We start from the raw sequence: 23,389 nt of genomic DNA, 5'->3' as shown, positions 1-23,389 counted from the left end.
TCATTCCTAATTTATATTTAAAATATTCAATACTCTTTTAATTATTATATATATCAACAATTGCATATATTATCAAAACAATTTTCTTATCCATAATGCTGCTCATAGAATGAAAAGAATATTATTAGTCTCTTCGATCCTCATTTTTTCAACCAGTCTATTATTTGCACAAGGAGAAAAAAAAGACAGTCTTAGTACGTCCTCTCTAAAAGAAGAAAAGTCAACGCAACTAAAGGTCATGCCTTTTTTGAGCTATAATAGAAATTTGAAATTTTTGTTTGGTGCCATTCCCATGTTAATGTATAAACTGGATAAGCAGGACAACATATCTCCAAAATCACTTTCTGGCATCGCAGGAGTCTACACTACCAATGGATCCCATTTCATCTCTGTATTCAATAGATTTTTCTTAAAGGAGGACAAATGGCGAATCATATTTTTCGGTCTGACAGGTAATCATACCTCTCAGTTTTTTATGGATGATTTTCAGAGTGGCAGTTTCTATGACTATAATTCCAATACCACCATTGTCACCACGGGCTTTAAGCGAAGGCTCCCCAGAAATATCTTTGTGGGCCTGAACTATACCTATTCGCATTATTATACAGTCTATCAAGATGACGTCTTGCCCGATGAGACGACTTCGACCAATGCCCTGGAATACAACATAACCATTGATACCAGAAATGACGTCTATTATCCCAACAAAGGCAAGCAAGTACGTGTCAAGTGGGTCAGCTTACCCGAATGGTTTGGCAATGATGTCACTGCAGACAAAATCAAGACGGAATATAACCAGTACTTTTCTGCTAGAGACGGAGAAGACGTGATTGCTGCTAGATATGCAGGTAATTTCGGCCTAGGAAATATTGTTTTTGAACAACAGGAAGTCCTAGGAGGAAAAGATATCAGAGGCTATTCAGAAGGCAAATATAGAGGAGATGGTTCCATTTGCCTTTCAGGGAGAGTACCGCTATAATTTTCATCCGAAAATGGGCCTAGTAGGCTTTGCCGGTCTGGCCACCATATACGGTTCTGACAATCCGGATTTCAACTGGGACATCTATCCAGGCGGTGGCATAGGCTATCGTTACCGAGCTTTCAAGGATGTCAAATTCAATATCGGATTGGATGCTGCCGTAGGTAAAGATGACTGGGGAATCTATTTTAGAATTGGGGAGGCATTCTAATACCGAGCCCATGAGCTCATCTTTTCCTTACCACAAAGCAATAAGCCCAGCCTACCAACAAGCACTGGAAAGGAATCCTGAACCATAAATAAGACAATCCTGGACCATCATTAATACCCGTTTTATAATCAAGGTTTTCCAAGCTGGCCTTGATATTCGCTGGCAGAATCATTATAAAAAATACTATCAGGAGTATCCCCGTAAGTTTTCTGAACCTTGCGATATGAATCCCTATGGCAGCGGCAATTTCCATGAGACCAGTCAAGTAAATCACTACTTCCTTAGCAGGAATAAATCCAGGTAACATTTTGCTCATGCCACTTATAAATATAAAATGGCCCATGGCTGTAAACAACAACATTATAGACAAGGAAATTCTCCCGGCTAAAACCCAGTCAATCTTTTTTCCCAGCAAATAGATAATCCCGGATGACAATAAAAAGCTCATCAATAAAACATAAAATGGTAACATGGTATCTCTCTTTAATCCATTGCAAATCTCAACGCTTTTCCGCTAGCATACAATGAACCCAGGTTAACAAAAATTCAAAGCTTAAGAGATCTAAACCATTAATTTTTTAAGCAAAAAATTCAACTAATGCGTTTTCTTATCCTACTCAAGGCTTGCGGGGTAATACCTATATAACTGGCGATATATTTTAGTGGAATTGATCTTATCAATTCCGGCCTTTCCTTAAAAATCTTCAGGTACCTTTCCTCTGCACTTTCCTGCAATAGGGACAACTCTCTTTTTGACTTTTTTAGAAAAAGTCCCTCTGCAGCATATCTACCGATAATATTACCAACAGCAGATTCTTGATATACTTTTTGAAGGTCATCATAGGATATTCTCCAAAGTTCCACTGGCCCCAAGGCTTCCAAAGTATAGGTGCTGGGCATTCTAGTCAAAAATGAATCATAAGCACTGGCAAATTCATTTTTAAATGAAAAACCAAAAGTAAGCTCCTGTTCCTCTCCTGGGATATAATATCTAATGATTCCTGTAGCTATAAAAGACAGGTAATTTTCCACCGCTCCCAAATTTAGAATAGTCTCTTGTTTAGCATAGTTGGTCTGGAGCAGATAGGAGGAAAATATTTCCCAGTCATGGTCGCTCATAGCTACTTGCTGCTCAAAAACATCCCTTATTTTTTCCATTAGTCATCTTTGCCCTTGAAAAATTCCTAAAATCATCCATCAAAAGTTTTGCTGGAATCCGCTGTGAGCTGGTTGATTTCCAACAGTTCCTCGGCCGTAAGGTATCGCCATTTGCCTACCGGCACATCCAATCCTATGTTCATGATCCTGATGCGTTTCAGTTTGGTCACTTCATAGTCCAGGTACGCACACATTCTACGGATTTGCCTGTTCAGCCCTTGGGTCAGGACAATCTTGAATTTGTATTGCCCAATTTGCTCAACCTTGCACTTTTTAGTCACAGTACCCAAGATAGGGACCCCATTAGACATGCTTTGGATAAATCGCTGTGTGATGGGTTTGTCCACAGTGACCACATATTCCTTTTCATGGTTATTCTTTGCCCGCAGGATTTTATTGACAATATCTCCATCATTGGTCAAAAAAATCAAACCTTCACTAGGTTTATCTAGCCTGCCTATGGGAAAAATACGTTTTGGGTGATTGATATAATCTACAATATTGTTCTTTTCCCGCTTAGTATCTGTGGTACAAACAATACCAACAGGCTTATTAAAAGCCAAATAAATAAAATCCTCTTCGGGAGGGGAAACCAACTCACCATCTACCCGCACATCATCCCCAGGAGTAACCTTGGTACCCAATTCCGGCACCTTGCCATTGATGGTAATCCTTCCCTCTTCTAAGAGCTTATCCGCGGCCCTTCTGGAACAATAGCCTATTTCACTCAAATATTTATTAATCCTTACCGATTGGTTTTCCATTTGACCTCATGCATGTTTGGCTAGACAAATTTAGGGCTTTAATTTGGAAACATCGACTCGTTGTTGGCTTTGGACATGGCTTCCTTTAAGGAATCAATTTCTAGCCGCAGCGGCACATTAATTTTCTCGAAAGTTTTGTTTTTAAACTACCAGTAGCAAAAGATCGGGTTTTATAATCCTTAGTTATTATCTACAGACACCAGGCCCTACGGTCTTCACTATCAACCACTATTTCTTTTATATCTGATATTTGGTACTGTTTGGAATAGAAAAACCATAAAAATGAAGATCAATGTATTCCTTTACTCATTCTATAATTTATGATTTCCAGACCATTGACGTGCTTTTTGTTTTCCTTTACATAATGGAAACCCTTTTTCTCAAAAAATGGAATAGAGGTCTTGCTGGCATCTGTGGTGATCTCTTTGGCCCCTTGTCTCGAAGCTTCATTTTCCAAAGCCTTCAAAAGTCTCTCTGCTAAGCCTATCCTTTGATAATTATGATGGACGTACATAAAATCCAAATAATTGCCATTTTCCAATCCACCGAAGGCAATGATCTTATCATCATCCTCAGCCACTAAAAAAAATTCATTGGACAATGCCCCTCTCCACCTATCTTCATTGACCACTGAGGAAATCCAAGCTGCCAGCTGCATTTCACTATAGTCTCCCTTGCAAGAATCTTGGATAGTTTGAACGTATAACTCCTGGATCTTTGGCATATCCTCTAATGTGGCAGGCCTGATAATAATCTCGTATGCTTCCATATTGTGGCAGTTTGTTGATATGAAATTAATTAAATTAACACCATCTGATAAGTCAGCCCCACCCACCAATAGAGAATTATGAGCAATTTTTATAGAAAAATACTCATGCATAAAATCTCCTGGAAAACCATTTCCCAACAGCCTACTGACCATGGATTAATCAGTATTAAGTTAATAAGTATTTTCTTTATATTTTCAATGTTTCTTAAATTTATTTACACTTAAAACACTTACTATCAGTAATTTCTATAATTATTTTTTGTAATTTGATATCAAATTAATTCCTAATCATAACAATTTTGATAATACTAATGGGTATAGCCGTACATGAAGATAGAAGTACCTTTATCCTAAAGAGAGAATTATCAAATTGAAAACATAAAACCTTCCAATTATTTAATTATCAATTAATTGAGCAAGGTCAATATAGAAATCCGAAATTGTTTCGCTCAAGTTTTTACGTATATTTACGTATAAACAATAGAATTATGGAAGCTTTTTGTTCAGATTGTCAAGCATGTTCAAATACCAATTGCATCATTAAAAAGAATTGTCAGTTAGAAGCGCTTAAAAACTATCTCGGCATGAAGAATAATGTTTTTTGCAAAAAAGGACAGAATTTCATCATTGAAGGTGCTCCTGTTCATGGTTTGTATTTTGTAAATCGCGGCAAGGTGAAGGTCACCAAGACTGGCCTTAATGGAAAAGACCAGATTGTGAGATTTGCCAGTAATGGAGAAATTATTGGTCACCGCGGATTTGGAGCCGGACAATTTTATCATATTGGTGCTACAGCACTTGAAGACACCTATTTATGTAATTTTTCGATGGAAACCATGAATGAAATGCTCCACCAGATCCCCTCCTTGACCTATAACCTGATGACTTTCTATGCCGAAGAACTTAATCGAAGTGAAACAAAAGTGAAAAAATTCGCCCAGATGACGGTTCGGGAAAAGGTTATCGATGCACTATTATATATCAACAGAAAGTTCGGACAAGAAGGCAATTTCTTCAGTTTGTTATTATCAAGAAAAGACATAGCGGACTTTGCAGGAACCACAGATGAGCAGGTGATCAGGACACTTTCTAGTCTCAAAAAAGAAGGCCATATCCATGCATCTGGAAAAAAACTAGGCATAAAAAACGTAGATTTACTTAGTAAAGAAATTTCTGACCATAACTTTTTTCTTGATAGTTAGGATAGCCATATAGGCTATATGGTAGTGTTTTTGATAAAAACCTGCAATTTGACAGGTTTTTATATGGTCAAAAAAAGGAATATTACCTGTGATATTCCATATAAAAGCTAAGTACTAGCTCCTATGTTTGTAAAACTAAGTATTAATACTTAAAAAAGTTAAGCAAAAAGACCATTAAACAATTCACCATGAGAAGAATAATTTACTTATCAGCGTTTTTAATCTGCCTCACCGCCTATGAAGCCCTAGCGCAATTTACCCTCTCGGCTGAAGTAAGGCCAAGAACAGAATTTAGAAATGGTTTTAAGACATTGACAGATGAAACCAAAGATCCTGCTTTCTTTACAGAACAGAGATCTAGACTATACCTTGATTACTTATCCACTGATTTCCAGTTCAAATTGGCATTTCAAGATATTCGTATCTGGGGAGAATCACCGCAAATTTTTAAGGAAGAACTAGGCAAAACATTTATCAGTGAGGCATGGGGTCAATACTTCTTCAACACTAACTTTAGCCTGAAAGTCGGCCGACAAATTATCAGCTATGACAATGAAAGGTTCCTGGGAGGTCTGGAATGGGCACAGCAGGGAAGAAGGCATGATGCTTTGCTCTTCATTTATGAGGAAGAGCAAAAACAAACCAAATTACATCTGGGATTCGCTAATAACCAAGATACCGATGTGCCAGAACCCAGCTTTTTACAAGGCAACGGTGCAGGCTTCTATAATGTCGGCGGAAACTATAAGACACTCCAATATGGCTGGTTCCATAAGGATTATGAATCTACCTCATTTTCTATACTGGCCTTAAACGCGGGATACCAAAATGCAGACACCACCCTATCTAATAAACAAACTTTTGGCTTTATCCCAACAACAAAAATAGGTAGCATCAAATTGGCCGGGGACTTTTATTACCAAACGGGAAAATTGGTTAAGAAAAATGTAAGTGCATTTCTAGCTGGTGTAAATGCTACCATTCCCACTACTGTTACCCCCATCACCCTCGGTGTAGAATACATTTCTGGTGATGATGACCCTAGTAATGACAAGGACAAAGCTTTCAATCCGGATTTTGGTACCAACCATGCCTTTAATGGCTTCATGGACTACTTTTTTGTAGGCCCTGCAAATGGCACAGTAGGGGTAAACGATATCTATCTCAAAACAAAGTGGTCAATAGCCAAAGGCAGTATAGTTGCCAAAGCGCACCATTTTTTGACCGGCTCCAAACAGTTTGGTGAATCAGGAGAAGAACTGGGCAAAAGCATGGGAACAGAAATTGACTTGGTATACACCTTGAAACTCAAAGGTGGAGTTACCTGGAACCTGGGCTACTCACAGATGTTTGCTACAGACACCATGGAATCCCTTCGAGGTGGGGATAAAAGCCATCTCCAAAACTGGGCATGGACCATGATCACCTTCAAACCTACCTTATTCACCTCAGCTAAATAATTACCAAACAAAGATCTAACCGACATGAACTATCTAAAAAATAGCAAGTTGCTAACTTGCCTGGGAATCCTATTGTCTTTTTCCACCATTTGGACGGCATGCAGCAGTGGCAGTTCCAATAGTACTGCGGAAAATGAAAACACCGAAAACCAAGCATCCGCCAGTCCAAAATTGGCCATTGAAAAGCCGCAGTTGACATTTGGATTCATCAAACTTACTGACATGGCTCCATTGGCCATTGCCAAAGAACTTGGCTACTTTGAAGAGGAAGGACTCTATGTCACCATTGAAGCCCAATCCAACTGGAAAAATGTGTTGGACAGGGTAATAGATGGACAACTAGATGGTTCCCATATGCTCGCCGGCCAGCCAATCGCTGCTGGAGCAGGATTTGGTAGGCAGGCTGAATTGGTTACACCCTTTTCCATGGACCTCAATGGAAATGGCATCACTGTCTCCAATGAAGTTTGGAACAAAATGAAAACCAATGTCCCTACAGATGACAATGGACTTCCTATCCATCCCATCAAAGCAGACGCTTTGGCACCGGTCATCAAGGAATACAAAAACAGTGGCAAGCCTTTTAAAATGGGCATGGTATTCCCAGTTTCTACCCACAATTACGAAATCAGGTACTGGTTAGGTGCAGCGGGTATTAACCCAGGATTTTATACTGCTGATAATATACAAGGGCAGGTGGATGCTGATGTTTTGCTTTCTGTCACTCCTCCACCACAAATGCCCGCCACACTGGAAGCGGGAACCATATATGGTTATTGTGTGGGAGAGCCTTGGAACCAGCAGGCTGTATTTAAAGGCATTGGAGTTCCAGTGACGACCAACTATGACATTTGGAAAAACAATCCAGAAAAGGTATTTGTGATGACCAAGAAGTTTGTGGATGAAAATCCCAACACGGCCATTGCCGTAACCAAAGCCCTGATTAGAGCAGGAAAATGGCTGGATACACCTGGTAACAGGCCAGAGGCTGTGGGCATACTTTCCCGACCTGAATATGTAGGTGCAGACTCCGTTGTAATCGCCAATTCCATGACTGGAACCTTCGAATTTGAAAAAGGCGATAAAAGGTCCATGCCAGATTTCAATGTTTTCTTTAGGCATCATGCCACCTATCCTTTTTATTCTGATGGCATTTGGTTCTTGACGCAAATGAGAAGATGGGGTCAAATCCCTGAAAGCAAACCTGCCAATTGGTACCATGAAACGATCAAAGACATTTACCGACCCGACATTTGGAAAAAAGCTGCTATAATCCTGATGGAAGAGGGTAAACTTAGTGCAGAGGAAATGCCCGACACCGATGGCTACAAAGCCCCAACAGCAGATTTTATCGATGGTATCGAATATGATGGAAAAGATCCCATCACCTATATCAATAGCTTTAAGATTGGTAACAAAGATTAAAAAACCAAATTATAAAAAATCCACTAAGCACAAGGAGCTAACAAGGGGAATACCTTCCATTCAGTTCCTTGTATTAGCTGGCCTGAAACTACTATCACTTGTATCGTACAGGCAAGCTATCATTTAAAATGAATTGTAAAGAACGAAAATTGATCAAGCCATGAAAGACAAGACCATTAAAAACATGCGATTTATGGGCTTAGGCTTTTTGGAGCCCCTGCTCAAAACTATCAGTGGAGAAGAGCCCAGAAAAAACCTCAGTATTTTCATCAAAAAGAGCCTATTCCCATTGGCTTCCATATTTGTCTTTATCCTTATTTGGCACTTGGGCGCCACTGCCCTATTCAATAAGGAAGCCAGTGCCAGGATAGAAAAAGCAAGGATAGAACAGGGGGAGGAAGCAGCCGCAGCCATGGCCGATTGTATAAACTCCGGGGATGTAAGCTGTCAACCTAATACACTTCCTTCGCCCAAGCAGGTTTACCAAGCCTACCAGGCACTTTGGAAAGACCATATTCAAATTTCAGAAAAGAAAGATGAATTTCAGGAAAAAGTAGCTGCCACCAATGCAGAACGTGAAAAACAGGGTTTGTCTCCCATCAGTTATACGGGAAGGCCGTCATTTTTGGACCAGATTGCCACCAGCCTAAAGACTGTGGCGGCCGGTTTTCTATTGGCCTTATTTGTAGCTGTACCCATTGGGATCATCATAGGTTTAAGTGAGGTGCTCAGAAATTCATTCAATTGGCTCATTCAAATACTGAAACCCGTATCACCTGTTGTATGGCTTTTATTGGTATTTATGATTGTCAAAACAGTCATCACAGATCCTGATATGGACAAGTCCTTTATCATCTCATTTATCAGTGTAGGACTCTGCGCGATGTGGGCCACTTTGATCAACACCAGCATGGGAGTAGCCAATGTTGACAAAGATTATATAAATGTTTCCAAAGTGCTCAAATTAAGTATTGGCAAACAAATATTTAAAATCATACTGCCTGCTTCTTTCCCTTTGATTTTTACAGGGCTGAGAATTACCGTATCCGTAGCCTGGATGGTTTTGATCGCCATTGAACTATTGGCCCAAAGTCCTGGGCTTGGCTCCTTTGTTTGGGAAGAATTTCAAAATGGTGCCAGCGACTCCAATGCTAAAATCATCGTCGCCATGTTCGTAATCGGCATCATAGGCTTCCTCCTAGACAGAATCATGCTAAGTGTACAGCATTTAATGACCTTCAATAAAGCCTAAGCACATGTCCATACTCCAACTAAATAATGTATCAAAATCTTATGGAATGGGATCCTCCAAAATTGAGGTCCTTTGCAATATCAACTTAAGTGTAGAAGAAGGGGAATTTGTGGCCATCGTAGGTTTTTCAGGTAGTGGAAAAACCACCTTGATCAATATGATCAATGGACTAGACTTTCCCGATGCTGGTGAGGTATTGCTTCAAGGAAAGCCGATTAAAGGACCTGGACCAGACAGAGGGGTAATTTTCCAAAACTACTCTCTTTTGCCCTGGTTAACGGTATTTAAGAATATTAAATTGGCCGTAGACGAGGCATTTCCACAACTTTCCAACTCCAAAAAGGAAGACCATATCCGAAAGTATATTGAGATGGTCAACCTCAGCCATGCCGCCCAAAAGCTACCCAAGGAACTATCAGGTGGCATGCGACAAAGGGTGGCCGTAGCCAGGGCATTGGCCATGAACCCGGAGATACTATTAATGGATGAGCCGCTCTCTGCACTCGATGCCCTGACCCGGGGAAGTTTACAAGAAGAAATTATCAAAATATGGAGCCAAGATAAGAAAACCGCCATCTTGATCACCAATGACGTCGACGAAGGCATCATCATGGCCGATAGAATAATTCCGCTCAGGCCTGGACCAAATGCTACTTTAGGTCCTGAATTCAGGATTGACTTTGAAAGACCCAGAGATGTCACTGCTATCAATAAAGACCCTCATTACAAAAGATTAAGGAATGATATATTGGAATACTTGATAGAGGTAGGTGCAAGCAGAAAGCAATCCAGTGATCATAAATATATCCTTCCGGACTTACAACCGATAATGCCTGGTAGAATTGGTTTTGGAAGAAAGGCTAAAGACGAAAAAATAAAATATTTCTAAACCTAAGCATAAGGCAATATGGAAGCACTATTGAATAAAGAAAATTTATATATACCTCATTTGGAGGGACAAGCTGATATGCTTTCCTGTGAAAACATCAGAAAAGTATATCCTACACCAAAAGGAGATTATGTTGTTTTGGATGATCTTCATCTATCTATAAGAAAAGGGGAATTTGTATCGATCATCGGTCATTCTGGTTGCGGCAAGTCCACGCTTTTGACCATGATAGCGGGTTTGAATGAAATCAGCGCTGGAAAAATTAATGTGGACCAAGAAGCCATCAGCGGTGCCGGTCCAGACCGCGCTGTGGTTTTCCAGTCCCCCAGTTTATTGCCATGGTTGACAGCCCTTCAAAATGTAATGATTGGTGTTAAGCAAGTTTTCCCACACGCCAGCAAAGCCGAAAAATTGGAAATCTGTAAATACTACCTGGACAAGGTCGGGCTAGGAAATGATTTTGACAAAAAAGCCACTGCCCTTTCCCAGGGAATGCAACAAAGGGTAGGCATTGCCAGGGCTTTTGCCTTGAAACCAAAAATCCTACTTTTGGATGAGCCTTTTGGCATGCTGGACTCCGTTACCCGAGGAGAGCTACAAGATGTGCTACTGGAAATTTGGCAAAAAGAGAAAATCACGGCAGTGGCCATAACACACGATGTGGACGAATCCATTTTTTTGGCAGACAGGGTGATCATGATGACCAGCGGACCTTATGCCAAAATTGGAGATGAGTTGGTCATCCCCTTTGAAAGACCCAGAATAAGAAAAGAAGTACTTGAACATCCCGAATATTATGATTTTAGAGGATACCTGATGGATTTTTTAAATCACAAATAAGCGCCATCTAAATGGTCTACTATTTCAAATTAGGAAGGAAAACCCGGACTATTTTCCTTCCTCTATTTTTATAATTATTATCTTGCTGAGCAATAAATCATTCACTTCATACTTCATTTTAGCATGGAAAATTGGTTAAAACCGCTCAGCTTGGAAGGAGAAAAAGTCCAACTTATTCCACTGGAAGAACTCCATAAAAAGGCGCTACTGGAGGCTGCTTCTGATGGTAAACTTTGGGAGCTTTGGTTTACATCAGTACCTTCAGAAAATACTATTGATCACTATATCAATGAGGCATTGGCTCAAAAAGAGACTGGAACATCCATGCCATTTGTCATTATAGAAAAATCAAGCAATAAAATCATCGGTTCCACGAGATTTTGCAATATTGCCGCTGCCCATAGGAGGTTGGAGATTGGTTTTACCTGGTATGCCAAAAGTCACCAAGGTACTGGGACAAATGCTGAGTGCAAATACCTTTTGCTCCAATATGCTTTCGAAACACTGAATTGCATTGCTGTTCAATTCAAAACTGACTGGTTTAATACCAATTCTAGGAACGCCATAGCCCGACTGGGAGCCAAACAAGATGGTATCCTAAGAAATGACCGGCTTAATGCCGACGGAACTTTCCGAGATACCGTGGTCTTTTCGATTATTGCGCAGGAATGGCATGGGGTCAAAAAAAACCTTGAATACCGCCTCAAAAAATACAAGGAGGAATTATTTCATAGGAACTAGAATTTCTCTCTTCACTTTGCCAACACTTACCAGAATTATTCTCATCTAAATAACTCTCCATCCCAATGAAAGCATTTTATTTGGTCCTTTTTGTTTTAATAGGGCTATCGTCCTCTTTCTCAAAAGCACAAAGTTCTATGGAATCACCAGAAAATCTTCCCTTCAGCAATATCACCAAGCAGCCTGATGATTATAGTCCTGGTAGTGTAGCGGCAAGAATGGTAGAAAGCCTTGGCTTCAGGTATCGCTATGCTTCTCAAGACCTGAAAGAAACTGATTATGATTTTAAGGCTGAAAAAGAAGCCAGAACGATTGGTGAAACCATCGAACATATATATGGATTAAGCATTGTGATCAGGAATGCAGTTATCCAAAATCCTTATGTAAAAAAGGAAAACATTGATTTAGAAACAACAAGAAAAGAAACCCTTCTTATTCTGAAAGAAACCTATAATCAGCTTTTAGGTATGACTGAATCAGAGCTTGAAAAAATTAGTATTCGGGACACCTACCCTTTTTGGATTGTAATCAATGGTCCTTTGACAGATGCCATATGGCACAGCGGCCAGATTGCAAGCCTCAGAAGAGCCAACGGCAATCCCATGCCAAAGGGAGTAAATGTATTCTTGGGTGAGTATAAAGACGCCAATTAATTTTATTTCTTGGGGAGAGCAGTAAGGCTCTTCCCTCTATTTTTTTATCTATACTTTTTTGGGTTTTAATCAGCTCACAGAAATATCATATTTATCCAATAAGCCCCTGATATTGGAAAGTGAAAACTTCGCCTTCTTGATATTATTCCTTTCCGGATCAATGGAAATATTATCGGCCGATCTAAAATCCACTTTGGACAAATTAACCCGGTCAAATACCGCGTCCCTTAAATCGCATTTTTCAAATGAGGAAGCCATCAAATCTGTTTCGACAAACTCCACGGATTCCAGTTTACAATCTCTGAATTTTGTTTTTTGAAGCTTCAATCCATAAAAAGAGGAAAAATCAAGCTGACAACGATCAAATTCAAAAGTCAGCAAAAACTGATTGCACTTATCAAACCTCAAACCCAAAAGTTTGCAATCTAAAAACCTGACATCCTGAAAAGCTGTATGAAGAAGCAGGGCATTGCTAAAATCACAGGACAAAAATTCACAATCTATAAAGCTGATATCCCTTAAATCCTGACTTGAAAAATTACATTGCCTAAAAGTGCAAGACTCATATTCCCCAAATCCAATGTTTTTCTCCGTGAAGTCTGTTCCTGAAAATTCTTTATTATCAAAATATGGCTTATTCATTTGATAAAAGTAAAACTTATGCGGAATCTTAGCTCAATGAAATAAAATAAATTTAGAGGACTTTCTCTCCTATCATTCCTACCATGAAGCCTAAACAGGCTCCAATACTTCCCCATCGATGGTTTTTCATAGCACTTTCTGGAGCGATATCCTGAAATAACAAATACAATATGCCACCACTGGAAAAGACCATTAAGTGAGCAGTTATTTCCGGACTTCCACTCAAATAAAAATACCCCAGCAAAGCCCCAATTATTCCTGCAAAACTCAGAAAGAACATGAGTACTAAAGTTTTTTTCACCGTAAAACCACTGATCACCACATCTCTAAATGAATTAAAGGATTCAGGCAAATTTTGCAGTCCTATAAACACTGCCAGCAAAGTCCCTGTCGCCTGATCAGTCGCAAATAAAGCTCCCAAAGCAATGGATTCTGGAATAAAATCCATTAGCATCGCTAAAAGCTGGGCCATTTTTCCTCCACTATGAGCCAATTTTTTATCAATGATAAAAAACAGGACGGCTCCCAATGAAAATGAAATGAGCATCGGCCACAGACTCAACTCCTCCAATCCCTTCGGCACCAATACCAAAGCCAATGCAGAAAACAAAATACCCGCCCCAAACGCTTGGGCTGTATGAGTGACCTCATACTTTATCCTTCTTTGTTCAATATGGTGATCAAAATAATTGGCCAGTAAAGCACCAATAAATACCGTTATTCCAGAAAAACCAGCGTAAAGAATAATTTGAGTAAGGATGTCCATTTGCTTTCAAATCAAATATTTGCGATTTATAATAATATGCATTAACCAATGCTACCTTGAGCCACTTGCTTTTCCATAATTACATAGTCTATTCCTCCTTTTTGGAAAGTTTTATCGGTTTTTCTCATTCCAAACTTTTCATAAAATCCTGTCTTTTCTAGTCTGGCATTACACCAAATAAGGCTTATTTCCTCAGCTTCCAAAAATGCCAAAACATGAGCCAATAAGTGTGAACCAAATCCCTTTCCCTGATGGGGCTTGTCAGTAGCAAACTTCCTAAACTGTGCTTTGTCTTCCTCTACAAAGACAGAAATAATAGACATTAATTTGCCCTCCACTTCCAAACCAAAATGAAGTCCATTCTTGTCCTCATCCAATTTTACATAGTCAATTGGCCTATCTGGCCACATGACACTGTGCCGCAAATCCCAAGTTTGCTCTGGGCTAATCCTTTTGATCTGATAATTCTGTTTCAATGAATCTAATCGTTTAATAAAAATGTACTACTTCCAGCCTTTCCATCCAGGACCTCTTATAACTCTCCCTGGAAAGGCTCCTGTGTGCTCACCATCTTTCAACACTTGGCTGCCATTGACAAATACATGCACCATTCCTTCAGCATATTGGTGGGGATTGTCAAAGGTGGCTTTGTCCTTAATAGTAAGTGGATCAAAAATAACGACATCTGCAAAATTCCCTGTCTTCAAACTCCCCCTTTTTTTGAGCTTCAAATTGCTTGCTGGTAATTCAGTAAGCTTATGAATGGCCTCTTCCAAATTGATTACTTTTTCATCACGCACATATTTACCCAACAACCTGGCAAAATTACCATAAGCTCGAGGATGGGTGCTGGAAGTCAAAAACACCCCTTCAGTGGCCATGGACTGGGCGTCTGATCCAAAACTCATCCAAGGTAATTTTATCTGATTTTTAACGTTTTCTTCGGACATCAAAAAGTAAACCGTGCCAACCCGGCTCCCATCCTCTATCACCAAATCCATGGCTGTTTCTTCTGGGGACTTCCCCCTAATTTCGGCAACTTCAGCAAGTGTTTTACCTGTAAAATGCTTCAGGCTGTCATTTTTAAATCCTACCAATATCATCTTGTCAGCAGACCCTGCTGCCTGCATCAGACTTTCCCAGTCCTCAGCGGGTGTTCTCATTTCCTCAAGTACTTTAGCTCTAATTTCTGGATCTTGCAAACGGGCAGACCAAGCATCATAGCCTCCTTCCTGCACCCAAGGTGGCATAGCTGCATCCAGTCCCGTTGCCCCAGCAGTATAATTATACATATCAGTGGTGATATATAACCCTGCTTTTCTTGCAGAGTCAATCTTTTCGACTACCAATTGGAATTTATCCCAGTTTTCTGCACCACTTTGCTTGAGATGGTAAACCTCGGCCCTTATCCCTGACTCATCAGCAATTTGTATTAACTCATCCAGACTTTCCAATAACCTATTTCCTTCACTGCGCAAATGCGATATATACATGCCATCATATTCAGCTGCTACCTTACAAAGAGCAATTAACTCCGCTGTGCTTGAATAAAAAGCTGGGGCATAAATCAAGGAGGAACCTATCCCCATAGCACCTTCTTCCATGGCTTGCTTCACCATCATTTTCATGCTATCCAGTTCTTCCTTACTAGGCTCCCGATCTTCATAGCCAACAGTATTCACCCTGAGTGTGGTAGCACCTACAAAAGAAGCTATATTGGTTGAAACACCTTTATTTTCCAAAAACTCAAGGTATTCCCCCAAAGTATTCCATGGTATATCATATTTGATTTTGCCCTGATCATCCTTCATTTCCTTCTTGCTAGCAGGAGTTAAGGGACCCCAGGAGCTCCCCTCTCCAAAAACCTCCAAAGTTACTCCTTGTTTGATATCACTCATGGATCGGCCATCCTCTATCAAGGACTCCACAGCCCAACTTAACATATTGATGAAGCCGGGCGCGACTATCAGTCCTTTGGCATCAATTTCTGTACGGGCTTTCTTTTCCTTAAGATCTCCAATAACCGAAATAGTATCTGCATTAATAGCAATATCAGCAAGAAAGGCAGGTTTTCCGCTTCCATCGATAATTTGCCCATTTCGGATAATGACATCATGATCAAAAGGACCTGAACAAGACATTAAGCCCAAAAACAATATTAAAAAGCTGAATCTAATTGGCATACCAGTGTACTTTATAGGTTTGACATACAGAAATATAAGCAATTATTAATGTAGGAATAATTACTATGCCATTGAAAGGCTACCAAATTGAAAATGAACTATATTGTCACTTTTATTCGACATTTCGACAGCTGATCGTAAATACTCCTTCTTCCCTTACTTAGTAAAATACTTATCCAATAGCTTAAGGTAAGCAGCTGTGGAAAAATTAATAATATCCAAAGCCATAGTGAGGGTTCTTCCTCTCTGTTAGCAAAGAAAATCATCCAATGGACACCTGCATGCCCAAGCTCCCAAGGCAATAATTTCAGCACATTTCTAAGCCAAATATTCCCACCAACTACCTTAATCTTTAAGGCTCTTTTTCCAAGAGTACCATGATATCTTCCATTTTCAGTTCGATAGAAATAGATGAAAACGGGCAAGGTTAAGGTCAAAAAGCCAATAGATTGGGCAAATAATGGATGAATGGTGGCAGGGTTAACTTGAAGCACAAAATAAACTCCACTAAAAATAGCCAGTAATATCAGGGCATAAACCATTATGCAACCATAGTCTATCATTCCAGCCAAAAGTCTTCTGATAACCAATCTCTTCATGGTTCATTATAAGAAGAAATCAATGTTTCGAATCTGAAAAAATATTTCAAAATATTATAATATTTATCTTCAAAGAGACCATCATCAATACTTATAATGTGATCATCATACTCTATTAACATATTTATCCTTGGATTTCCCGCAGGTGGTGATAATTTATCATCAGGATAATTATCAATATTAATAAGATTTAGAAATTGATTTAATTGGTTTAATAAGTCTTCAGAAATTAATAATTCTTTATTCCCCTTTAATTTTGTATTGGCAATTCCCTCATAAAATAGTTTCCCATCCTGCATTAATGTCATCCTAAAAACTGGCCATTTACCATCACAATATCCCGTTTCGAAAAAAAGTCTATTGAATTTCTTAAATGGACTATCTGAGCTAAGTTTTTTATAAATTAATCTTTCTTTATCTCTTTCCAAACTAAAAGTAATGGAATCAATTATTGATATTTTTCCCTTGAAGTCAGAATTATTCCAAGAAGTATCTGGATCTATAACTTCGAAAGTATCTTCTTCTATTTGATATTGAAAGAATCCTGGTGCATCAGTAAAAGGGTGAATTGTAAGAGAATCCGTGATCAAAATAATATAACTACCGCAATCCCAAAAACCAGTATAATCAAAACTATCTCCTACATCACTTGAATATTTACAGGAAGAGAATAGAAATATGAAAATGTAAAATAAATTATTTATCCTATTCATATATTTAAAACTAACTCATTTCTGCTATTTCCCTTTTAGTGAAATTCCTAAAAGCCAACCTATACCCAACAATCGCAGCTATAATATAAAAAACCAAATCCCAATAATTAGAGGAATCTGCTATTAATTGAATGATATAATTATAATCAAAAAGAAAAAGGGCTTCCATATATTCAAGATCCTCCGCATTGGCTATATATCCCATTGACACCAAGAAATTTCCAAAAAGGCAGCAGAATACAGCAATGACTGCGCCCAAAACCCCAAAGACCTTATCTATACCCTTTCCGAAATAACGTATGGAAAAGCCTATTAAAGCCCCAAGGGCAATACTCATAAATCCTACCCTATAATCGGCCATCAAGGTAATGGTTGCCCAAATAATTGCGCCCATTATCCCTATCATAAATCCACCAAAAATGGCCAATGGAAGGTTTTGCTCCAAACGCAGTCTTTCAAAATTATCTGCGTAAAGTATTTTCTTCAAATCCATCCACTCGCGTTCCTGCACATGATCTAGCTGCAGATCTACACTTGGATCGTATTTATAATCAGGGCATTCATGAATGAAATCAGCCTTTTCAGAAGTCAAAGAACAGACCAATCCCTTTTCTCCATCCATTTTACGAAGGGAACAAGATTTACAATAAGCAAGCTGTTGCTCTTTGGTCATGCTTTGAAATTTTAGAACATAATAGGATTAAATACCTAATATTCTATTAAAAATACATAAAACTATATATAATCGAAAAAAAACCGCTTATTTATGTTTATCAAACACTTGATTACAATCCAAACATCTGTGATATCGCCTAACATATAAAGGCAAAACAAAAAAGATTGCAGAAAGCATTAAGGCCAAAATTCCCTTTCCATCTTTAAAAGAACTTGTTTCTGAAACTATATTGCTGGACTCGCAATGGGGACATTTTACTATATTACCCTTGTCATCGTAAATGGGCGCCTGATTATATTTATTCAATATGCCGACTGCTTTTTCCAGCAATTCTTCCGGAACCATCAACTTGATCCCTCCAACTGAAATGCTAAGCAAAGGATTGAGGGTAACCATATTCTCATCCATCAAGAATGTTTGAATCCCTTCACTTTCCAATTTGGTTTTTAAAAGATTTGCTTCAACCGAATTATCAAAAGTTTTTAAGGCTATTAGGCTCATGGTTTGCAAACTGCTTAAAATATGGTATATCTAATTCTCGAAAGGTCTCGATTATTCCTAACCTTGCTGATAATTTTGTGGACCGGCAAAAGGGCTTGGACCATCCTCCACCTCCACTTCTATCCCCCCAGTTTTATCTGATATGAGATTGTAGATCGAACATCCAATAGCAACAGTTATAAATCCCATAATGCCATATAATAAGGGAAGGAAAAATATCAAAATCCCTCCTCCTCCCAGTGCAGAAAACGGATAATCTACAGAAGAGAAAATCACCGCTATAAATCCAAAAGGTATAATGAAAATTGCTGATACTATTGTATAAAGTAAGGCCGCTACTTTGGCTGTTTGAAGGACGCCGAATTTTTTGATTCTTTTCATTAGGTAGATGGGTTTAATAAAATGATAAATAAAACAAGATTCTAAAAAATGCTTACCTAATCAATATACAATTAAGAGCTTATTTTAAGAATTAATTGCAAGATTTTCTCTTCAGAAACCCACTGAAAATCACTTTGAATTTTTCACCTTCTCCAGCAAATTCTTGACCTGTAAATCCCCAAAACCATAGATGCTTTCACGCTTACAAAATTCCCTAAATACAGGAGCAAACTCATCGGTTTGAAGCTCCTCAATGATATTAATTATACTTTGTTCAGGCCTTCCAAAATCACCGTTAGAAGGTCTCCTGGCAACTTCAGCTTTCACTGCCTCAAGCAAATAAGAGAAAAAATCAGGTAGTTCATTTACTAAATCATACAGTTCATTGTCATTTTTCGACAGATAAGCTTTCCACATCTTACTTAAGACCAAAAACTCCTCATTTGATAGGAATTTTCCCCTTTCAAACGCCTCCTTCAAGCCCTGCATATCCAATCCCCCAAAACCATATTCCAAACGGGTAAATGGTCTCACCAAAATCACCTCGCCTGAATGATGCTGATTACTCAACTGATGCAATACATACCAGCAATTAACCTGACAGAAAAGGTCATCCTCAAACCACAAATACACGCTGGATTCTTGAGGGATTTGCTTGATTTTTTCCAACTCCGACACTGTAATTTCAAAATACCTTTCCGGCTTAACATCCCCATATGCTTTGCTTATAAACTGAGCTCGGCTTTGGTAAAATTCCTGATCGGAATCACCATTAATATCACCATCTACTAGGCATTCCCTAAATACGATGATCTCACCTATCAAGGAGCTTGGAAATTTCTCCCTTAGGGCATCACCATTCAATATATGAAAGCTTTTTGCCATTACTATTCTATCGTTTTTATAACACGGCATGGATTCCCAAAAGCCAGAACGTTGTCCGGTATATCTTTGGTCACTACAGATCCAGCGCCAATGGTTACATTATCTCCAATTGTCACACCTGGCATAATACATACATTTCCACCAATCCAAACATTATCACCTATGCTCACAGGCTTTGAAAATGTCTTATAAATGGGCGCTCCTGGAGCATGTTCTTCTGGCTTTCTGATTCTTTCTGAAGCCCTTAAGGGATGTGAAGCAGTATAAATTTGAACTCCCGGTGCAATCAATCCATTCTTACCAATACGAATTATATTGTCATCCAAGAATGTACAATTCATATTCACAAAGGTATTTTCACCAATGCTAATGTGCTCACCATAATCACAGAAAAAAGGTGCTTCTATCCATACCTTTTCTCCCTTCTCTCCCAAAAGCTCATTTAAAATTGCTTCCCTTTTTTCCATATCCTCCGAATCCAACAAGTTATAGTCTTTGATAAGCTTTCGAGCTTTATGATAACGTTCCAGAAGTTCGGGATCCAAAGTATTATAAATCTGTCCCGCAAGCATTTTTTCTTTTTCTGTCATATGATTAATACTCCAGTTTTTCTATTTCCACCCAAAAAGGCATGATATTTTTTCCTTTTACAGCATAAAAAGGTATCAAATCCCCCTCCATTTTATCCAAATTCACATTATCCATTACAATCATATCAGTCTCCTCTGAATTCTTGGATTGAAATACTTGAGCTCCTGCTTCCAGCACCATCCTTCCACCAGCAGGAATAGGTTTAATAAATTTATATCGTATGCTATATCTTCCTTTTTCCACTTTTACCCTCCATTTGCCATAAACCTCCTCTTGATTCCATATGCCACGTTCTCCTCCAGCATCATTCCTGTTAAGCACCACAGGGTTTTCTTGCTCATTACCTACAGAGATAAAAGGTTGGTTTTTGATATGCTCCGATTGAATCAATTCCTTATAAATAGCCTCCAATTGCTTTTTCATATTTTGGGCCACCGCAGGGTTTTCCTCATTAATATTATGACGCTCATAGGGATCTTCTCCCATATCGAAAAGCTCAAAATCCTGCCAATTTGAATCATAACTGGCATGGGCCACCAATCTATAATCCCCTTGCTGCAAAGCCATATTTTGATAAAGCTCAGGATACCTTCTGGTCCAATAAAAAAACAGGGGCCTTTCCTCCCAAGCCACCTTTTCTCCCTGCATCAGCGGCAATAAACTTTTGCCGTCAATTACACGATCTGTTGGCAAGTCTGCCTGACATAAGTCTGCTAAAGTGGGCAACACATCCATATGCATAGCGCTAGTTTCAATGTCCATATCCCCATCGAAGGCTGCTGGATATTTCAGGTAAAAAGGCACCCTAACACCCCCTCTATAAACATCACCCTTTTTTCCACGCATGCCAGCCAAATAGCGCATTTGCTGTGGGCCATTATCTGTCATAAAGACCAAAATAGTATTTTTCTCTATGCCCAATTCCTTCAATTTTCTGAATAATCGCCCCAAATTATCATCGATATTGTTCACCATTGCATAAACCTTACGGGCATCCTCCTTATCCTTCTCACTCATATCCCGGTAGGGCTTTTTTTCTTCATCAAATCCAACAGAGGGGTCAATATCCCTATACTTTTCGTAATACTCTTCAGGCACTTGCAAGGGAGTATGTGGAGCATTGAAGGCCAAATAGCAGAAAAAAGGCTGATGGGAATTATCTTCAATAAACTTTATGGCCTCCCCGGCAAAAATATCCGAACAATAGCCCTCGTAGGCTTCCTTCTGACCATTATGCCAAAGAACCGGATCAAAATAACTGCTGTCTCCTTTAAAGTAAGTGGTAAAATCCCCTACCTGTCCCATGCCTCCAGACAAATGGATCAAAGATTCATCAAAACCCTGATCATTTGGTCGCGATGGATGGTTGTCACCTAAATGCCACTTTCCAAAAGCCCCTGTTTGGTAGCCAGCATCTTTGAGCATTTCTGCCAAGGTGATTTCCTCCGAGGCCATAATGGCACCTCCATTATAAGTATCCCTAATTCCTGTACGAAGGGAATAACGTCCCGTCATCAAACTGGACCTTGTAGGCGCACAAACCGGGGAAACATAAAATTGGTTAAAGCGAATGCTCTCCCTTGCCAGCTGATCAATATTTGGGGTCTTCACATAAGGATTGCCTGTAATACCAAGGTCACCATATCCTTGATCATCCGTGATGATTAATATTACATTTGGTTTTCCTGGGGACTGTGAAAAAAGTTTATTCGGAAATAATAAAAGTACTGTACCAAAAAGCAGATAGCTAAGATAGTTTCTCATAAGGTTATTTTGGTCAAATTAATGTTTGACAACCAATTTAAATAAAATCAGCTAAAGCCCTATGATAAAGCTATTATAAACGATTGGCATGCTTGTTTCGGAGTATTGAAACCATCCAAGTCAAAAAGACCATAGCTCCAAAAAGAAAACTTAATGCATAGAAAAGTACATTATAGCTAATCAGATAATTGGTGTGATCAATCAAAATGCTCAGTTGTTTTTCCTTAAAGCTCGGAACAAATGATAGTATCCCACAAAGCAAAAATAAGATGGCAAAATATACTTGAGGTTTGTTCCAATTTCTCATTTCCATTTTATTGATCTGTTTTTTGTTTTCTTCCTCTAGAACCCCAAATATTGAAATTTAGTTTAGCCCATGTCTATTAGTTTTTCGAGTGCTTTGCCCTTTTCATCTTATGACCACTGGCTTTTTTGAAACCAAGCAGATTGATTCCCTTTTTGTCTATTTCCAAAATGGAAAAGCTACTATTCTTTAGTCCGCTCCCATCCACCATAGCCAATTGAGTTACGTAATGAATTCCTTTTTGACACTCAAAACGTTCTTCATGCACATGTCCTTGAAAAACTGCCATCACCTTTCCAGATTCCTCCAAAATAGCTTTCACTCGCTCATAATTATTGACATGCATCTGGCTTTTTCCATGAAAATATTCAAAAAGTGGATGGTGGCAAAATACGACGGTAGGCAAGGAATTACTTTCAAGATCTGCCTTTAGCCATTCTAATTCAGTCTCAGGGATATTGGTATTGGTCCAATCAACACCGTCTTTATAAAAATGGTCACGGCCATCCTCATGGTAATTGGCATCCAAAACAATAAAATGCATCCCTTTCTGATCAAAAGAATAATAGCTCTTATCCTTAGCAATCCCTGTGTTTTCTGTATTGGACAGAAACTGCTCTTTGCGAATACTGTCCACATCATGATTGCCCAAGCAATGGTATCGAGGCCCTTTAAATTGGGCATAGACAGATTCAATATCCTGTAAAAATTTAAGCGTATCTTCCTCTCGCTGATTTACATCCTGATCTTTAAAGTCCCCCAGATGCATGACAAAATCCACTTTTTCATCATTCATCACTTCTACAAATTCTCTCATTTTATCCAGCGACTCCCTGTAGTATCTCGTGCCTTTTGCCTCTGCATCCGCATAGTGGGAATCCGTCACCAAGCCTACTCTGATGGTCTTCCCCTTTCCAATCAGGTTGAAAGAAGATAAAAACATACCACCTGTAAAGGCACTTGAAAGCTTTAAAAACTTCCTTCTGTCGATATAATAATGGGCCTGTTTCATGAAAGCAGTTTTTTAGACTATTTAAACAA

General features: G+C 39.0%; 27 protein-coding genes. 10 read left to right on the top strand and 17 right to left on the bottom strand.

The genetic code is table 11. The features are described 5' to 3' along the window. Positions 1-109 precede the first annotated feature (109 nt). Entirely contained in the window at positions 110-979 is an 870-nt protein-coding gene (locus KZP23_RS06280) for a BamA/TamA family outer membrane protein (protein ID WP_226335246.1), read from the top strand. Continuing rightward, the gene (locus KZP23_RS06275; protein WP_226335245.1) at positions 942-1,190 is read left to right on the top strand and encodes a hypothetical protein; all 249 of its coding nucleotides are present in this window, start codon (positions 942-944) and stop codon (positions 1,188-1,190) included. The genes KZP23_RS06280 and KZP23_RS06275 overlap by 38 nt, the downstream gene beginning before the upstream one ends. Before the next feature lie 16 nt (positions 1,191-1,206). Here the strand turns inward: KZP23_RS06275 and KZP23_RS06270 are convergent, their stop codons facing one another. The 4 genes from KZP23_RS06270 to KZP23_RS06255 form a co-directional block, all read right to left on the bottom strand. Next, positions 1,207-1,662 (bottom strand): DoxX family protein, encoded by a 456-nt coding sequence (locus KZP23_RS06270; RefSeq protein WP_226335244.1) that lies wholly within the window; start codon positions 1,660-1,662, stop codon positions 1,207-1,209. 119 nt (positions 1,663-1,781) lie between these two features. Next, a complete protein-coding gene (locus tag KZP23_RS06265) occupies positions 1,782-2,348 on the bottom strand; it encodes a Crp/Fnr family transcriptional regulator (RefSeq protein WP_226335243.1) in 567 nt (188 codons plus the stop codon). Positions 2,349-2,380: 32 nt separating this feature from the next. Next, complete coding sequence (rluF, locus tag KZP23_RS06260; protein WP_226335242.1) at positions 2,381-3,112, bottom strand: 23S rRNA pseudouridine(2604) synthase RluF; 732 nt, start codon at positions 3,110-3,112, stop codon at positions 2,381-2,383. Between the two features lie 289 nt (positions 3,113-3,401). Then, complete coding sequence (locus tag KZP23_RS06255; protein ID WP_226335241.1) at positions 3,402-3,881, bottom strand: GNAT family N-acetyltransferase; 480 nt, start codon at positions 3,879-3,881, stop codon at positions 3,402-3,404. A 584-nt stretch (positions 3,882-4,465) separates the two neighbouring features. On the opposite strand from KZP23_RS06255, the gene KZP23_RS06250 reads away from it, so the two are divergent. The 8 genes from KZP23_RS06250 (at position 4,466) to KZP23_RS06215 (ending at position 12,343) form a co-directional block, all read left to right on the top strand. Further along, the gene (locus KZP23_RS06250; protein ID WP_226335240.1) at positions 4,466-5,083 is read left to right on the top strand and encodes a Crp/Fnr family transcriptional regulator; all 618 of its coding nucleotides are present in this window, start codon (positions 4,466-4,468) and stop codon (positions 5,081-5,083) included. A 188-nt stretch (positions 5,084-5,271) separates the two neighbouring features. Beyond that, entirely contained in the window at positions 5,272-6,543 is a 1,272-nt protein-coding gene (locus tag KZP23_RS06245) for an alginate export family protein (protein WP_226335239.1), read from the top strand. A 24-nt stretch (positions 6,544-6,567) separates the two neighbouring features. Continuing rightward, the gene (locus KZP23_RS06240) at positions 6,568-7,968 is read left to right on the top strand and encodes a CmpA/NrtA family ABC transporter substrate-binding protein (protein WP_226335238.1); all 1,401 of its coding nucleotides are present in this window, start codon (positions 6,568-6,570) and stop codon (positions 7,966-7,968) included. Between the two features lie 160 nt (positions 7,969-8,128). After that, positions 8,129-9,220 carry an ABC transporter permease gene (locus tag KZP23_RS06235; RefSeq protein ID WP_226335237.1) on the top strand — a complete coding sequence of 364 codons (1,092 nt, stop codon included), beginning with the start codon at positions 8,129-8,131 and terminating at the stop codon, positions 9,218-9,220. A 4-nt stretch (positions 9,221-9,224) separates the two neighbouring features. After that, positions 9,225-10,109, top strand: a complete 885-nt coding sequence (locus tag KZP23_RS06230; RefSeq protein WP_226335236.1) for an ABC transporter ATP-binding protein — start codon at positions 9,225-9,227, stop codon at positions 10,107-10,109. 18 nt (positions 10,110-10,127) lie between these two features. Next, complete coding sequence (locus tag KZP23_RS06225; RefSeq protein ID WP_226335235.1) at positions 10,128-10,949, top strand: ABC transporter ATP-binding protein; 822 nt, start codon at positions 10,128-10,130, stop codon at positions 10,947-10,949. A 123-nt stretch (positions 10,950-11,072) separates the two neighbouring features. Beyond that, positions 11,073-11,690 carry a GNAT family N-acetyltransferase gene (locus tag KZP23_RS06220; protein ID WP_226335234.1) on the top strand — a complete coding sequence of 206 codons (618 nt, stop codon included), beginning with the start codon at positions 11,073-11,075 and terminating at the stop codon, positions 11,688-11,690. Positions 11,691-11,827: 137 nt separating this feature from the next. Then, entirely contained in the window at positions 11,828-12,343 is a 516-nt protein-coding gene (locus tag KZP23_RS06215) for a hypothetical protein (RefSeq protein ID WP_226335233.1), read from the top strand. A gap of 69 nt (positions 12,344-12,412) precedes the next feature. Here the strand turns inward: KZP23_RS06215 and KZP23_RS06210 are convergent, their stop codons facing one another. The 13 genes from KZP23_RS06210 to KZP23_RS06150 all read right to left on the bottom strand — a co-directional run bounded on the left by KZP23_RS06210 (position 12,413) and on the right by KZP23_RS06150 (position 23,360). Continuing rightward, complete coding sequence (locus tag KZP23_RS06210) at positions 12,413-12,985, bottom strand: pentapeptide repeat-containing protein (protein WP_226335232.1); 573 nt, start codon at positions 12,983-12,985, stop codon at positions 12,413-12,415. 52 nt (positions 12,986-13,037) lie between these two features. Next, complete coding sequence (locus KZP23_RS06205; RefSeq protein WP_226335231.1) at positions 13,038-13,751, bottom strand: ZIP family metal transporter; 714 nt, start codon at positions 13,749-13,751, stop codon at positions 13,038-13,040. Between the two features lie 41 nt (positions 13,752-13,792). Then, entirely contained in the window at positions 13,793-14,227 is a 435-nt protein-coding gene (locus KZP23_RS06200; protein WP_226335230.1) for a GNAT family N-acetyltransferase, read from the bottom strand. A gap of 27 nt (positions 14,228-14,254) precedes the next feature. Beyond that, positions 14,255-15,934, bottom strand: a complete 1,680-nt coding sequence (locus KZP23_RS06195; RefSeq protein ID WP_226335229.1) for an N-acyl-D-amino-acid deacylase family protein — start codon at positions 15,932-15,934, stop codon at positions 14,255-14,257. 98 nt (positions 15,935-16,032) lie between these two features. Further along, positions 16,033-16,533 (bottom strand): RDD family protein, encoded by a 501-nt coding sequence (locus KZP23_RS06190; RefSeq protein WP_226335228.1) that lies wholly within the window; start codon positions 16,531-16,533, stop codon positions 16,033-16,035. Beyond that, the gene (locus tag KZP23_RS06185; protein WP_226335227.1) at positions 16,530-17,246 is read right to left on the bottom strand and encodes a DUF6438 domain-containing protein; all 717 of its coding nucleotides are present in this window, start codon (positions 17,244-17,246) and stop codon (positions 16,530-16,532) included. The genes KZP23_RS06190 and KZP23_RS06185 overlap by 4 nt, the downstream gene beginning before the upstream one ends. Before the next feature lie 10 nt (positions 17,247-17,256). Next, positions 17,257-17,919: a hypothetical protein gene (locus KZP23_RS06180; protein ID WP_226335226.1), complete on the bottom strand. Its 663-nt coding sequence runs from the start codon at positions 17,917-17,919 to the stop codon at positions 17,257-17,259. 87 nt (positions 17,920-18,006) lie between these two features. Beyond that, positions 18,007-18,423, bottom strand: a complete 417-nt coding sequence (locus KZP23_RS06175; protein WP_226335225.1) for a putative signal transducing protein — start codon at positions 18,421-18,423, stop codon at positions 18,007-18,009. Positions 18,424-18,480: 57 nt separating this feature from the next. Beyond that, a complete protein-coding gene (locus KZP23_RS06170) occupies positions 18,481-18,804 on the bottom strand; it encodes a hypothetical protein (protein WP_226335224.1) in 324 nt (107 codons plus the stop codon). Between the two features lie 129 nt (positions 18,805-18,933). Then, the gene (locus KZP23_RS06165; protein ID WP_226335223.1) at positions 18,934-19,689 is read right to left on the bottom strand and encodes a DUF1835 domain-containing protein; all 756 of its coding nucleotides are present in this window, start codon (positions 19,687-19,689) and stop codon (positions 18,934-18,936) included. Positions 19,690-19,691: 2 nt separating this feature from the next. Then, positions 19,692-20,279 carry a sugar O-acetyltransferase gene (locus KZP23_RS06160; RefSeq protein WP_226335222.1) on the bottom strand — a complete coding sequence of 196 codons (588 nt, stop codon included), beginning with the start codon at positions 20,277-20,279 and terminating at the stop codon, positions 19,692-19,694. Positions 20,280-20,283: 4 nt separating this feature from the next. Continuing rightward, a complete protein-coding gene (locus tag KZP23_RS06155) occupies positions 20,284-22,044 on the bottom strand; it encodes an arylsulfatase (protein WP_226335221.1) in 1,761 nt (586 codons plus the stop codon). A gap of 383 nt (positions 22,045-22,427) precedes the next feature. Continuing rightward, positions 22,428-23,360, bottom strand: a complete 933-nt coding sequence (locus KZP23_RS06150) for a metallophosphoesterase (protein ID WP_226335220.1) — start codon at positions 23,358-23,360, stop codon at positions 22,428-22,430. Positions 23,361-23,389: the final 29 nt, after the last annotated feature.

The organism is Echinicola marina, assembly GCF_020463795.1.
Taxonomy (GTDB): Bacteria; Bacteroidota; Bacteroidia; order Cytophagales; family Cyclobacteriaceae; genus Echinicola; species Echinicola marina.
Note: the sequence above shows the minus strand (reverse complement) of the source record. Positions and strands in the feature narration are given on the sequence as shown.